Annotated in this window: 12 protein-coding genes; 10 read left to right on the plus strand and 2 right to left on the minus strand. The window is 72.5% G+C overall.

Going from position 1 to position 12,477, the window contains the following annotated elements:
• Positions 1-23: 23 nt before the first annotated feature.
• The 7 genes from ACZ4TO_RS17435 (at position 24) to ACZ4TO_RS17465 (ending at position 7,018) form a co-directional block, all read left to right on the plus strand.
• Positions 24-653 carry a hypothetical protein gene (locus ACZ4TO_RS17435; protein ID WP_468024607.1) on the plus strand — a complete coding sequence of 210 codons (630 nt, stop codon included), beginning with the start codon at positions 24-26 and terminating at the stop codon, positions 651-653.
• On the plus strand, positions 644-1,417 hold the full coding sequence (locus tag ACZ4TO_RS17440) for an ABC transporter ATP-binding protein (RefSeq protein ID WP_468024608.1): 774 nt from the start codon (positions 644-646) through the stop codon (positions 1,415-1,417). Before ACZ4TO_RS17435 ends, ACZ4TO_RS17440 begins: the two co-directional genes overlap by 10 nt.
• Positions 1,404-2,066 (plus strand): ABC transporter ATP-binding protein, encoded by a 663-nt coding sequence (locus ACZ4TO_RS17445; protein WP_385043902.1) that lies wholly within the window; start codon positions 1,404-1,406, stop codon positions 2,064-2,066. The genes ACZ4TO_RS17440 and ACZ4TO_RS17445 overlap by 14 nt, the downstream gene beginning before the upstream one ends.
• Positions 2,063-4,711: an ABC transporter permease gene (locus ACZ4TO_RS17450; RefSeq protein ID WP_468024609.1), complete on the plus strand. Its 2,649-nt coding sequence runs from the start codon at positions 2,063-2,065 to the stop codon at positions 4,709-4,711. The genes ACZ4TO_RS17445 and ACZ4TO_RS17450 overlap by 4 nt, the downstream gene beginning before the upstream one ends.
• A 58-nt stretch (positions 4,712-4,769) precedes the next feature.
• Entirely contained in the window at positions 4,770-5,516 is a 747-nt protein-coding gene (locus tag ACZ4TO_RS17455) for a response regulator transcription factor (RefSeq protein WP_385043906.1), read from the plus strand.
• A gap of 146 nt (positions 5,517-5,662) precedes the next feature.
• A complete protein-coding gene (locus ACZ4TO_RS17460; RefSeq protein ID WP_468024610.1) occupies positions 5,663-6,238 on the plus strand; it encodes an enoyl-CoA hydratase/isomerase family protein in 576 nt (191 codons plus the stop codon).
• 171 nt (positions 6,239-6,409) lie between these two features.
• Positions 6,410-7,018, plus strand: coding sequence for a DJ-1/PfpI family protein (locus ACZ4TO_RS17465; protein WP_468024611.1), 609 nt, complete (start codon positions 6,410-6,412; stop codon positions 7,016-7,018).
• Between the two features lie 82 nt (positions 7,019-7,100).
• Here the strand turns inward: ACZ4TO_RS17465 and ACZ4TO_RS17470 are convergent, their stop codons facing one another.
• A complete protein-coding gene (locus ACZ4TO_RS17470; RefSeq protein WP_385043912.1) occupies positions 7,101-8,120 on the minus strand; it encodes an aldo/keto reductase in 1,020 nt (339 codons plus the stop codon).
• A 23-nt stretch (positions 8,121-8,143) separates the two neighbouring features.
• Positions 8,144-9,040 (minus strand): helix-turn-helix transcriptional regulator, encoded by an 897-nt coding sequence (locus ACZ4TO_RS17475; protein WP_468024800.1) that lies wholly within the window; start codon positions 9,038-9,040, stop codon positions 8,144-8,146.
• 394 nt (positions 9,041-9,434) lie between these two features.
• On the opposite strand from ACZ4TO_RS17475, the gene ACZ4TO_RS17480 reads away from it, so the two are divergent.
• The 3 genes from ACZ4TO_RS17480 (at position 9,435) to ACZ4TO_RS17490 (ending at position 12,476) form a co-directional block, all read left to right on the plus strand.
• On the plus strand, positions 9,435-10,319 hold the full coding sequence (locus ACZ4TO_RS17480; protein WP_468024612.1) for an aldo/keto reductase: 885 nt from the start codon (positions 9,435-9,437) through the stop codon (positions 10,317-10,319).
• Positions 10,320-10,412: 93 nt separating this feature from the next.
• Positions 10,413-11,447, plus strand: coding sequence for a zinc-dependent alcohol dehydrogenase family protein (locus ACZ4TO_RS17485; protein ID WP_468024613.1), 1,035 nt, complete (start codon positions 10,413-10,415; stop codon positions 11,445-11,447).
• A 75-nt stretch (positions 11,448-11,522) separates the two neighbouring features.
• Positions 11,523-12,476 carry an ADP-ribosylglycohydrolase family protein gene (locus ACZ4TO_RS17490; protein ID WP_468024614.1) on the plus strand — a complete coding sequence of 318 codons (954 nt, stop codon included), beginning with the start codon at positions 11,523-11,525 and terminating at the stop codon, positions 12,474-12,476.
• Position 12,477: the final 1 nt, after the last annotated feature.

A 12,477-nucleotide genomic window follows, 5' to 3' on the forward strand; every position in this document is an offset into this window, starting at 1 on the left:
AGCCACTTGGAAGGGCAGTGACCATGGGACGATACAAGCAGGCGTTCGTGGCCGTCGGGCTGACGATCGCGGTGACGGCGGTCGTCGGCTGCTCGACCTCCGGATCGCACGCCTCCGCACCGCCCGGGTCCTCGGCCGCGAGCCGGGGGCAGGAGCGACCGGCGCCCACCGAATCCAATCCGCCCGGCGACATCCCCGACAACCAGGCCTATGTCGCCTACCGGCCGACCGGCGGCACCTTCACCGGTTTCACCGTCAAGGTCCCCGAAGGCTGGGCCCGCACCGCTCAGGGCGGCACCACGGTGTTCACGGACAAGCTGAACACCATCACCATCACGGCGGCACCGGCCTCGTCCGCCCCCACGACCGCCTCCGTCAGCCGCACCGTCGTGCCTGAACTCCGCACGCAGACCCCGAAGTTCGCCTCCCCGAAGGTCTCCGAGGTGACCCGGCACGCGGGCCCCGTCGTCCTGCTGACCTACCAGGGCGACTCGGCCAAGGACCCGGTCACCGGCAAGGTGGTGCGCGACGCCTTCGAGCGGTACGCCTACTACCGCTCGGGCCACGAGGTGAACTTGACCCTGTCCGGCCCGGTGAACGCCGACAACGTCGACCCGTGGCGCATCGTCAGTGACTCCGTCGCATGGCGGTGAGGACAGTGACGACGCCCCCGCCCGGCATCACCGGTGTTCCTCCCCTCGACGAGGACGTCCTGACGGCACGTGAGCTGTACCGCTTCTACCGGGCCGGCGAGGAGGAGACGCTCGCCCTGCGCGGGGTGTCCCTGACGGTGCGGCGCGGTGAGACGGTCGCGGTCGTAGGACCCTCGGGGGCGGGCAAGTCCACCCTGCTGGCCTGTCTGGCAGGGCTCGACGAACCCTCCGGAGGAGAGGTCCGCGTGAGCGGCGTCCGCGTCAGCCACCGGCCCGAGGCGGAACGGGCCCGGCTGCGGGCCCGTCACATCGGCGTCCTGCTGCAGACCCGCAACCTGCTGCCGCACCTGAGCGTGCGCGACAACATCCGGCTGCCTCAGCGGGCCATGGGCCGCGGGCCCGCCGTCCCGGCCGACGACCTCCTCGCGCAGGCGGGGATCAGCGATCGCGCCCACGCCCTGCCGCGCGAGCTGTCCGGCGGTCAACTCGCGCGAGCCGGGCTGGCGGTCGCCCTGGCGAACTCACCCGCCGCCCTCCTCGCGGACGAACCCACCGGCGAACTCGACGGCGAGACGGAGCAGCTCGTCCTCACGATGCTGAGGCAGCGAGCGGCCGAGGGCTGCGCCGTCCTGATCGTGACCCACAGCGCGGAGGCCGTCAGGATCGCCGACCGGGTCATCACGCTGGACGACGGAAAGGCCACCGACAAGCCGTCCCTCACACCCCGCGGCGCTCCGGAGGAGTCTCACGATGACGCCCGCTGACACACTCGTGACCTGTACGGACGCGGCCCTCACCTTCGGCCGGGACACCCGGGCGGTGGTGGCCGTGCACGGGGCGAACCTGACGATCCGGCCCGGAGAACGGCTCGCGGTCGTCGGAGCCTCCGGCTCGGGCAAGAGCTCCCTGCTGCACCTGATCGCGGGACTCGAACGGGCCACCAGCGGAACCGTCACCCGAGCCGCCGCCCTGGAACCGAGCGACATCGGGCTGGTCTTCCAGAACGACAGCCTCATCCCCGCCCTGAACGTCACCGAGAACGTCGCCCTCCCGCTGATCCTCGCCGACCGTCCGGAGAGCGAGGCACGCCGGACCGCTCTCGCGGCACTCGCCCACGTCGGCGTCCAGGGCCTGGCCGACCGGCTGCCGGAAGAGATCTCCGGAGGCCAGGCCCAACGAGTGGCCGTCGCCCGGGTGCTGGCCCAGGCCCCGCGCCTGATCCTCGCCGACGAGCCCACCGGGCGCCTCGACCACGCCAGCGGCACCCGCGTCCTGGACGCCCTGCTGGCCGCCGCGGAGCAGACGCGGGCCGCCCTCGTCGTCACGACCCACGACCCGTCCGTGGCCGCCCGCCTCGAACAGCGCCGCACCATGCGCTGCGGACGGCTGCTCGCACCCGAGGAGACACCGTGATCACCACCTGGGTGAAGGGCCTGGCCCGCCACCGCACCGGACGCCTGCTGGCCGCCCTGGCCGGCGTCGCGCTCGCCGTCTCCCTGATCGCCGCACTCGGCTCCTTCCTCACCGCGTCGAAGGCGACCATGACGGAGCGCGCGCTGCGCTCGGTCGCCGTCGACTGGCAGGTCCAGGTGCAGCCCGGCGCCGACCCGAACAAGGTCCTGTCCCTCGTCCGCGGGACACCCGGCACCCAGGCCGCGCTCCCCGTCGGCTACGCGCACACCACCGGTTTCAGCGCCCACGCCCAGGGCAGCACCCAGACCACCGGCCCCGGCATCGCGCTCGGTCTGCCCGACGGCTACCGGAGCCGGTTCCCCGACGAGATCCGCACCCTCGCCGGCTCCCCGAACGGCGTCCTGCTCGCCCAGCAGACCGCGTCCAACCTCCACGCCGCCCCCGGAGACTCCATCGACGTCACCCTCCCCGGCGTCGGCCGGCGCCAGGTCGTCGTGAGCGGGGTGGTCGACCTGCCCCAGGCGGACTCCCTCTTCCAGACCGTCGGCGCTCCGAGCCGGTCCCAGCCCACCGCGCCGCCGGACAACGTCGTGCTCCTGCCCGCCGCGCGGTTCGCCGCGCTCACCCACGGCAGCACCGGCGCCACGACGCAGATCCACGTCGCCCGTGACCACACCCGGCTGCCCGCGGACCCGGCCGCGGCCTTCACCACGGTCACCGGCGCCGCCCACCACCTGGAAGCCCGCTCCACGGGAACCGCGCTCGTCGGCGACAACGTCGGCGCCGCCCTGGACTCCGCCCGTCAGGACGCCCTGTACGCCCAGGTCCTCTTCCTCTTCCTCGGTGTCCCCGGCGCCGTCCTCGCCGCCGCCCTGACCGCCGCGGTCGCCTCGGCCGGTGGCGACCGCCGCCGCCAGGAACAGGGGCTGCTGCGTCTGCGCGGGCTGCGCCCCGGCCAGATCACCGGGCTCGCGGCCCTGGAAGCGGCGTTGATCGGCCTGCTCGGCGGGGTCCTCGGACTCGGTACGGCCGCCCTGATCGGGCAGTTCGCGTTCGGCGCCGCGTCCTTCGGCGGCGGAGGGACCACCTGGCCGTTCTGGTACGGCCTCGCGTTCGTCCTCGGCGCCGCGGTGGCCACCGGGGCCGTCCTCGTACCCGCCCTGCGCGACCTGCGCACGGTGACCGTCGCCGACACCCGCAAGGAGAACACCCGTCGCACCCGCAGCCCCTGGTGGATGCGCTACGGCCTGGACATCGTCCTGCTGATCGGATCGTGGCTCGTCTTCCGCGCCTCCTCGGGCAACCAGTACGCCCTCGTCCTCGCGCCCGAGGGAGTGCCCACCATCTCCGTGTCGTACTGGGCCTTCCTCGGCCCCGTTCTGCTGTGGATCGGTGCCGGCCTGCTCGTCTGGCGCCTCACCCTGCTGACCCTCACCCACGGCCGCCGCGCCCTGACCCGGCTGGCCCGCCCGCTCACCGGGAACCTGGCCGGTACCACCGCGGCCACCTTCTCCCGCCGCAGCCGCACGCTCGCACGATCCGTCGTCCTGCTCGCCCTGGCCGTCTCGTTCGCCGTGTCCACCGCGGTCTTCAACGCCACCTACCGGCAACAGGCCGAAGTGGACGCCCGGTTGACCAACGGCGCCGACGTCACCGTCACCGAACCCCCGGGCGCCCACGTTCCGCCCGGTGCGGCGGCCGGCCTCCAGGTCCCCGGCGCACGGCACGTCGAGCCCCTTCAGCACCGCTTCGCCTATGTCGGCTCCGACCTCCAGGACCTGTACGGCGTCCGCCCGGACACCGTCGCCCGAGCCACCTCGCTGCAGGACGCGTACTTCGCCGGCGGCACCGCGGACCAGCTCATGCAGCGCCTGGCCCAGCGCCCGGACAGCCTGCTGGTCAGCGAGGAGACCGTGCACGACTTCCAGCTCGCGCCCGGCGACACGGTCAACCTCCGTATCCGGGACGCCCGTACGAACGTCCTGCGCACCATCCCCTTCCACTACGCCGGAGTCGTCAAGGAGTTCCCGACCGCGCCCAAGGACAGCTTCTTCGTCGCCAACGCCTCCTACATCGCCCGCACCACCGGCAGCGACGCGGTGGGCGCCTTCCTGATCGACACGGGCGGCAGCCGGCAGAAGCAGGTCGCCACGCACCTGCGCGGGCAGTTGGGCAGCAGCGCCACCGTCACCGACCTGACCCGGACCCGCGGCACGATCGGCACCAGCCTGACCTCCGTCGACCTGGCCGGCCTCACCCGCATCGAACTCGCCTTCGCCGTCCTGCTCGCCGCCGGAGCCGGCGGGCTCGTCCTCGCTCTCGGCCTCGCCGAGCGCCGCCGCACCTTCGCCATCGCCACGGTCCTCGGCGCCACCAGGCGTCAACTGCGCGGAATGGTCCTCAGCGAAGCGCTGCTCCTGGCCGTGAGCGGCCTGGCGACGGGCGCCCTCATCGGCTGGGCCCTTGCCCAGATGCTCGTCAAGGTCCTCACCGGCGTCTTCGACCCCCCGCCCGCGGGCCTGGCGGTCCCCGGCGCCTACCTCGCCCTCACCGGGCTCGCCGCCCTGACCGCCGTACTGGCCGCGGCCCTCAACGGCATCCGCAGCGCCCGGCGACCCGCGGTGGAGGAACTGCGCGACATGTGAACCCCCTCCGCGGGCCGGAAAGATCGCCGAACTCACGAGGAGGCCTACGCTGTCCACCATGGGCACGAGCACGCCACCGGACCGAAGCCGTCTGCGCGTACTCGTCGTCGAGGACGACGAAACCATCGGCCGCCATCTGGAGACCGGCCTGCGGGGCAACGGCTATGCCGCGACCTGGATCCGTACCGGCGTCGCGGCCCTCACCGAAGCGGGTGCCGGCGCCTACGACGCCGTCCTCCTGGACCTGGGACTGCCCGACATCGACGGACTGGACGTCGCACGGGACCTGCGTGGGCGCTCCCCGGACCTGCTGATCGTCATCCTCACCGCACGCACCGACGACATCGACATCATCGCCGGCCTCGAGGCCGGCGCCGACGACTACCTCGTCAAGCCCTTCTCCCTGACCGTGCTCCTCGCCCGCCTGCGCGCCCATCTGCGCCGACGGGTCGTCACGCCCGGCGAACAGCCACCGGTACGGCTGGACGACCTCGTCATCGACACCACGGCCCGCCGGTGCACCCTCCACGGCGAGGAGATCACCCTGCGCCCCAAGGAGTTCGAACTGCTCGCCACCCTGGCCCGGCACCCCGGGGCGGCCGTCGCGCGCGAGACCCTCATGGCCGAGGTGTGGGACGAGAACTGGTTCGGCCCCACCAAGACCCTGGACGTCACCATGGCGAGCCTGCGCCGCCGGCTCGCGCAGGCGGCGGACGCCTCCGGCCGCCCCTGTCGCCTGCCCCGCATCGTCACCCTGCGGGGACACGGCTACCGACTGGAGACCGACGCCTCCAGTACCGCGTGAACGAGTGACGTCGAGGGCCACTCGCCGGGACTCCCGGCTTCAGGCAGGGAGGGACGGTCGACGCTCATGGTCGCTCCCGGAGGTGAGGTGGACGGTGGGTTTGAGCCTCCGTCCCAGAATGCGTCTCTCCTCGCCAGGGCCTCGGCATGTTCCTGCACAAGCTGGCGAGTGTTCCGGTGATCACCATCGCCAAGGTCCGCGGGCGCGCCCGCGGCGGCGGCAACGAACTCGCCCTGGCCTGCGACATGATCTTCGCCTCGCGCGAGAAGGCGGTCTTCGGACAGTTCGAGTCCGGCACCGGCGCCCTGCCCGGCGCGGGTGGCGTCCAGCATCTGGCCCGGCGGCTCGGCCGGACCCGCGCCATCGAGGCCATCGTCGGCGCGGACGACTTCGACGCCGACACCGCCGAGCGCTACGGCTGGATCAACCGCGCGCTGCCCGACACCGAGCTGGACGGGTTCGTCGAGCGGCTGGCGAAACGCGTCGCGGGCTTCCCGCCCGAAGGAGTGCGGGCGGCCAAGCGTGCCGTCAACGCCCTCACGCTGGCGTCCCCCGCGCACATCCGCTCCGACGCCGCGACCTTCCAGAGCCTGATCGCCCGGCCCGACAGCCGCGAGCGCCTGGACCACCTCGCCGGGCGGGGCCTCCAGACGCCCGGTGAGCTCGAACGCGACCTCGGCGAAGCGGTCGGGGACTTCCCCGCGGGCCGTGGGGCGGGCTGAAGGCCGAACATCGCTGACCCGCTTCGAGGGCGCGGCCGCCCCCGACAACCCCGGCACCGACAGGCGACGGACGGACGAGCCACTGATCGCCCATTGGCCCGCGACCCGGGCACGGAACGCCTGACAAGCTGCACCTTCCGTGCCGACAGTGCCGTGCCTTGAGGAGACGCCATGCAGGTAGCCGTGGTCACCTTCGACGGATTCAACGAACTCGACAGCTTCATCGCCTCCGCACTGATCAACCGGTGCCGAAAAAGCGGACTGGAAGCCTTCATCACGACACCGACACCGGTGGTCACGTCGATGAACGGGGTCGAGGTGACCGGACAGCGCCCGATGGAGTTCGTGACCGAGGCCGACGTCGTGCTGATCGGCAGCGGTGTGAAGGCGCGAGACGTGGTCGCCGACGACCGGTTGCTCGCCAGGCTGCCGCTCGCCCCCGCGCGACAGCTCATCGGTGCTCAGTGCTCCGGCGCGCTGGTGCTGGCCCGGCTCGGGCTGCTGGACGGCATGCCCGCCTGCACCGACATGAAGACCCGGCCCTTCGTCGAAGCCGACGGCATCACCGTGCTCGACACGCCGTTCCACGCCGAGGGCAACATCGCCACCGCGGGCGGCTGCCTGGCGTCCCAGTACCTCGCCACGTGGGTGATCACCCGCACGCTCGGGGAGGACGCCGCGCGCGACGTCATGGACTACGTGGCCCCGGTCGGCGAGAACCAGGAGACCGTCGAGCGCGCCCTGCGGGCCGTCCGCACCGGCGAGGCCGCACTGCGCTGACGCCGCGCGCACCCCGACCGCCCGGCCCGGACCGTCGCGTCGACGGTCCGGGCCGGACGGCAGGGGTGAGGATCCGGTCGTGTCAGCGGCGCCGCTGGTCCGCCCGCAGTTCGAAGTCGCCGTAGCTGTTGTCGGCGGGGTTGACCGTGACGCCGGGGGCCACGATCTCGTCGATGCGGTCGAGCACGTCGGCCGTGAGCGTGACGTCGGCTGCCGGGAGGAACGCCTCGAGCTGTTCCATGGTGCGCGGCCCGATGATCGCCGAGGTGACGCCGGGATGGTTGATCACGAAGGCGACGGCCAGCTCGATCAGCGACAGGCCCGCCTTCTCCGCGAGGAGCGCGAGCTGTTCGACGGCGTCGAGCTTGCGCCGGTTGGCCGGGCTGCTCATGTCGAAGCGGGCCTGCGGTCGCGCCGCGGAGGCCGGGCCGGAGGAGGACTCCTTGCGGTAGCGGCCCGAGAGCCACCCGCCGGCCAGCGGGCTGTAGGTCAGGGTGCCCATGCCGTGGCGGCGCACGGTGGGGAGCACGTCCTCCTCGATGCCGCGGACCAGGATCGAGTACGGCGGCTGCTCGGTCACGAACCGCTCCAGACGGCGCTCGCGCGAGACCCACTGGGCCTCGACGATCTGGGAGCCGGAGTACGACGAGGAGCCGATGTACCGGATCTTGCCCTGGTGCACGAGGTCGGAGAGGGCGCCGAGGGTTTCGGCGACGTCGGTGTCAGGGCTGGGACGGTGGACCTGGTAGAGGTCGATGTAGTCGGTGCCCAGGCGGCGCAGGGAGTTCTCGACCTCGCGGATGATCCAGCGCCGCGAGCCTCCCCGGGCGTTGGGATCATCCTGGCTCATCGGCATGAAGAACTTGGTCGCCAGGACCACGTCCTCGCGCCGGTCCTTGAGCGCCTTGCCGACGATCTCCTCCGAGACCCCGGCGGAGTACACGTCCGCGGTGTCGACGAAGTTGATGCCGGCGTCGAGGGCCCGGTGGATGATCCGTACCGAGTCGGCCTCGTCCTCGTTGCCCCAGGGGCCGAACATCATCGCGCCCAGGCACAGCGGGCTGACCTGGACGCCTGTGCGGCCCAGCGGTCGGTGGTGCACGGGTGTCTCTCCTCGTGTCGTCGTCAGTCGTTCGTTGCCGGAACGACCGTGCCGGTGCCCGCCCAGCTCGCGAGCAGGCCCAGGGCCTGTCGCTCCGGGGAGTCCGGTTCGGGTGTGTAGAAGTTCAGGCGCAGGCCGGGATCGGCGGGCAGCTCCATCGCCTCGTAGGGCAGCGCGAGCTCACCGACCAGGGGGTGGCGCAGGCGCTTGAGGCCCGAGCGGTGGAACTTCACGTCGTGGCGTGCCCACCGGCGCGCGAACTCCTCGCTCTTGGTCGTGAGCTCGCCGATCAGGTCGGTCAGCGCCTTGTCGTGGAAGGCGCGGCCCGCCTCCGTGCGCAGGAAGGCGACAGAGTCGTCGGCCACCTTGTCCCAGTCGACCCAGAAGTTCCGCGCGGCGGGGTCCAGGAACAGGAAACGGGCGGTGTTGACGGGCCCGCGCTGGGCGAAGAGGGGCGAGTCGAGGACCGGCGCGTACAGGGCCCGCCCCAGCGCGTTGGCGGCCAGCACGTCGAAGCGGCGGTTGCGCACGTAGGCGGGCACGCCGGTCATCGAGTCGAGAATCCGCACGATCGTCGGCCGAACCTGGGTCGTCGTCGCGGCGGGCCGCCGTCCCGGGACGCCGGAGGCGCGGGCCAGGTCGTACAGGTGGGTGCGCTCGGCCTCGTCGAGCTGCAGCGCGTGGGCCAGGGCCTCGAGGACCGAGTCGGAGGCTCCGCCGAGGTTGCCGCGTTCGAGGCGGACGTAGTAGTCGACGCTCATGCCCGCGAGCAGGGCGACCTCCTCGCGGCGCAGCCCCGGGACGCGGCGCTGTCCGCCGTAGACCGGCAGCCCGGCCTGCCGCGGGGTGATCCGGGCCCTTCGTGTGCTGAGGAACTCGCGCACCTCGGCGGCCAGGTTCCTCTTCTCCGAGGCGTCCATGGTCACAGCCCCGCCTGTGCCGCGTGCCCGCCGCCGGGGCCGAGCCCGCTCGGCGTGCCCGCGGCGCGGGACGCGATGGGTGTGCGGGACACGGGCTGCTCCTTCGGCTCGGTGCGCGACCGGCTCGGTGCGCGACGGGATCGCTGTGCGACGGGCGGGACGGGGGTTCCTTCACAGTAGGTCGGCTTCCGGACGGCTGCGAGGTACTGCCAGTACCCGGAAGAGCCGTGACTCCCACCCGCGGGCGAGAACAGCGTTCCATGGAGAGGACCGAATGGATTCCATGGAGCGGGAACCCCATGGAGAAGGCCGAAGGAACCGGCCGGACCGCCCGTCCGGCCGTCGCCACCCTCGACGTGCCCCCACGGGCCGCTCGCGAAGAAAGGTGCCTGTGATGCAGACCCTCACCCTCAACAACGGTGTCGAGATGCCCGCCCTCGGACTGGGTGTCTTCCAGACCCCGCCCCCGGAGACGCGGGCCGCGGTCACCGCCGCCATCGAGCTGGGGTACCGGCACATCGACACGGCCGCCGCCTACGGCAACGAACGCGAGGTCGGCGAGGCCCTCCGCGACTCCGGCGTACCCCGCGACGAACTCTTCGTCGAGACGAAGATCTGGATCAGCGACTACGGCTACGACGAGACGCTGCACGCCTTCGACAAGAGCGCCGCCAAACTGGGCGTCGACCGGATCGACCTGCTGATCCTGCACCAGGCGCTGCCCTCGGACTTCGCCCGGACCCTGGCCGCCTACCAGGCCCTGGAGAAGCTGCTGGCCGACGGGAAGGTCCGCGCCATCGGCGTCAGCAACTTCATGACCGATCACCTGACAGCGCTCCTGGACGCCACCTCCGTGGTACCCGCGGTCAACCAGCTCGAGATCCATCCCTACTTCCAGCAGCGCGCCGTCCTCGACTTCGACGACCGGCACCACATCCTCAACCAGGCGTGGTCCCCGATCGGGGGCATCACCTTCTACCCCGGGTACGGCGAGCACCGCACCAGCGTCCTCGAGGACCCGGCCGTCACCGCCGTCGCCAAGGCCCACGGCAGGAGTCCGGCCCAGGTGCTGCTGCGCTGGGGACTCCAGCAGGGCCGCTCGGTCATCCCCAAGTCCACCAGGCGCGAGCGGATCGCCGAGAACCTCGACGTCTTCGACTTCGACCTCTCCACCGACGAACTCACCGCCCTCGACGCCCTGGAGACCGGCCGGCGCGGCGGCCCCGAGCCCGAGGCGATCACCCTCGCCGACCACGGCCGCGCCATCCCCGAGGCCTGACAGAGACCGCGGCGAACCCGCCGACCAGGCGGCCGGCACGTTCCACCGCCGCCTAGACCGAACCCTGCCCACCCCCTTTGAGGAGCCGCGCCGATGCAAGCCACCCTGCTGTACGGGGCCGACGACGTCCGAGTCGAGGACGTCGCCGACCCGAAGATCCAGAACCCCACCGACGCGGTCGTGCGGATCGTCCTGTCCTGCGTCTGCGGCAGCGACCTGTGGCCCTACAAGTCGCTGCCGCCCACCGACGACCCCCGCCACATGGGCCACGAATTCCTCGGCGTGGTAGAGGAGACCGGCTCGGCGGTCACCGGCCTGAAGCCCGGCGACGTGGTGGTGGCCCCGTTCGTCTACAGCGACAACACCTGCGCCTACTGCCGTGAGGGCCTGCACACCTCCTGCCGGCACGGCGGCCAGTGGGGCGTGCGCGGCGTCGACGGCGGCCAGGGCCAGGCCGCCCGTGTCCCGCAGGCCGACGGCACCCTGGTGCGACTGCCGGTCGGCGAGGACTCCGGTCTGCTGCCGGACCTGCTGACCCTGTCCGACGTCCTGTGCACCGGCTACCACGCGGCGCGCACCGCCGGCGTCACCCGAGGGGACAGCGTCACCGTGGTCGGCGACGGTGCCGTCGGCCTGGCCGCCGTCATCAGCGCGAAGCTGCTCGGGGCCGAACGCATCGTTCTCATGGGCCGCCACCGCGTACGCACCGACCTGGGCCGCGCGTTCGGCGCCACCGACGTGGTCGCCGAACGCGGGGACGAGGGCGTCGCCCGGGTACGCGACCTGACCGGTGGCGAGGGCACCCGCAAGGTCCTCGAATGCGTCGGGCTCAAGGACGCCCTCGCCCAGAGCTTCGGCGTGGTCCGCGACGGCGGCACGATCAGCCGGGTCGGCGCACCCCAGTACCCCGAAGTCCCCTTCGGCTTCGGCGACTTCCTGCGCAACATCACCCTCACCGGCGGAGTCGCACCCGCCCGCGCCTACATCGAGGAACTCATGCCGCACATCCTCGACGGCTCCATCCGCCCCGGCCGCGTCTTCGACCGCACCGTCGACCTGGAGAACATCGCCGACGGCTACCGAGCCATGAACGAACGCGAGGCACTGAAGGTCCTCGTCACGCCCTGACCTCCGAGCGGGGGGGGGGCACGTCCGCGGCCAAAGCGGTGGGCCGGAGCGTCCTCGCGCTGTGATACTGCTCCGATGATCGACGTTCCCCCAGCCGCGCTGGATTCGTTGCAGGGGCTCGCCTTCGGCGACGCCTTCGGTGACCGCTGGTTCCGCATCCTGCGCCAGGACGGTACGGCGGCCCTGGAGGCGCGGACGCCACCCCCGGAGTCGCTGTGGCAGTGGAGCGACGACACGGCCCAGGCGATCGTCCTCGTACGCGAACTCGCCGCGGGAGACGGCACGTTGGACCAGGACCGCCTCGCCCTGAGCCTCGCGGAGGCCTACGCCGAGGACACGCACCGCGGCTACGGAGCCTCGATGCACGACGTGCTCCGCCGGATCGGCGCGGGCGAGCCCTGGAGGGACGTGGTCGCCGGGCAGTTCGGCGGCCAGGGCTCCTGGGGCAACGGCGCGGCCATGCGCGCCGCCCCGCTCGGCGCGTGGCACGCCGTCGACCTCGACGTCGTCGCCGAGCAGGCCGCCCGGCAGAGCGAGGTCTCGCACCACCACCCGGAGGCGATCACCGCGGGAGTGGCGGTCGCCCTCGCCGCGGCGCTGGCGACACGCAGCCGCGGTGGCCCCGCCCCGGCACGTCCGGACTTCCTGCGGGCCGTCGCCGAACGACTCCCCGACAGCGACGTCCGGTCGGGGGTGCGGATCGCGGCCCGGATGCCGGAGCACACCTCGGTCCGGCACGCCGCGGAGGTCCTGGGCTCCGGCTACCGGATGTCCGGGCCCGACACCGTCCCGTACGCCCTGTGGTGCGCGGCGGGCCACCTCGACGACCTGCACGAGGGCCTGTGGCTCACGGTCGCCGGACGCGGCGACATCGACACGACCTGCGCCGTCGCGGGCGGGGTGATCGCCGCTCGTACGGGCGTCGCCGCCCTCCCCGCCGCCTGGCACGCGGCCCGGGAACCGCTGCCACCGGTGGCGCCGGATCAAGGGCCTCGGCCGGCTTCGGCGTGTCGCACATCACTGTTTTAGG

This window comes from Streptomyces sp. NPDC028298, assembly GCF_055565895.1.

Bases quoted from the DNA above. Each gene is read 5' to 3' on its own strand.
- ACZ4TO_RS17435 (WP_468024607.1), top strand. From the start codon at position 24: ATGGGACGATACAAGCAGGCGTTCGTGGCCGTCGGGCTGACGATCGCG.
- ACZ4TO_RS17460 (WP_468024610.1), top strand. From the start codon at position 5,663: ATGTTCCTGCACAAGCTGGCGAGTGTTCCGGTGATCACCATCGCCAAG.
- ACZ4TO_RS17475 (WP_468024800.1), bottom strand. From the start codon at position 9,040: ATGGACGCCTCGGAGAAGAGGAACCTGGCCGCCGAGGTGCGCGAGTTC.
- ACZ4TO_RS17455 (WP_385043906.1), top strand. From the start codon at position 4,770: ATGGGCACGAGCACGCCACCGGACCGAAGCCGTCTGCGCGTACTCGTC.
- ACZ4TO_RS17480 (WP_468024612.1), top strand. From the start codon at position 9,435: ATGCAGACCCTCACCCTCAACAACGGTGTCGAGATGCCCGCCCTCGGA.
- ACZ4TO_RS17490 (WP_468024614.1), top strand. From the start codon at position 11,523: ATGATCGACGTTCCCCCAGCCGCGCTGGATTCGTTGCAGGGGCTCGCC.
- ACZ4TO_RS17445 (WP_385043902.1), top strand. From the start codon at position 1,404: ATGACGCCCGCTGACACACTCGTGACCTGTACGGACGCGGCCCTCACC.
- ACZ4TO_RS17440 (WP_468024608.1), top strand. From the start codon at position 644: ATGGCGGTGAGGACAGTGACGACGCCCCCGCCCGGCATCACCGGTGTT.
- ACZ4TO_RS17485 (WP_468024613.1), top strand. From the start codon at position 10,413: ATGCAAGCCACCCTGCTGTACGGGGCCGACGACGTCCGAGTCGAGGAC.
- ACZ4TO_RS17465 (WP_468024611.1), top strand. From the start codon at position 6,410: ATGCAGGTAGCCGTGGTCACCTTCGACGGATTCAACGAACTCGACAGC.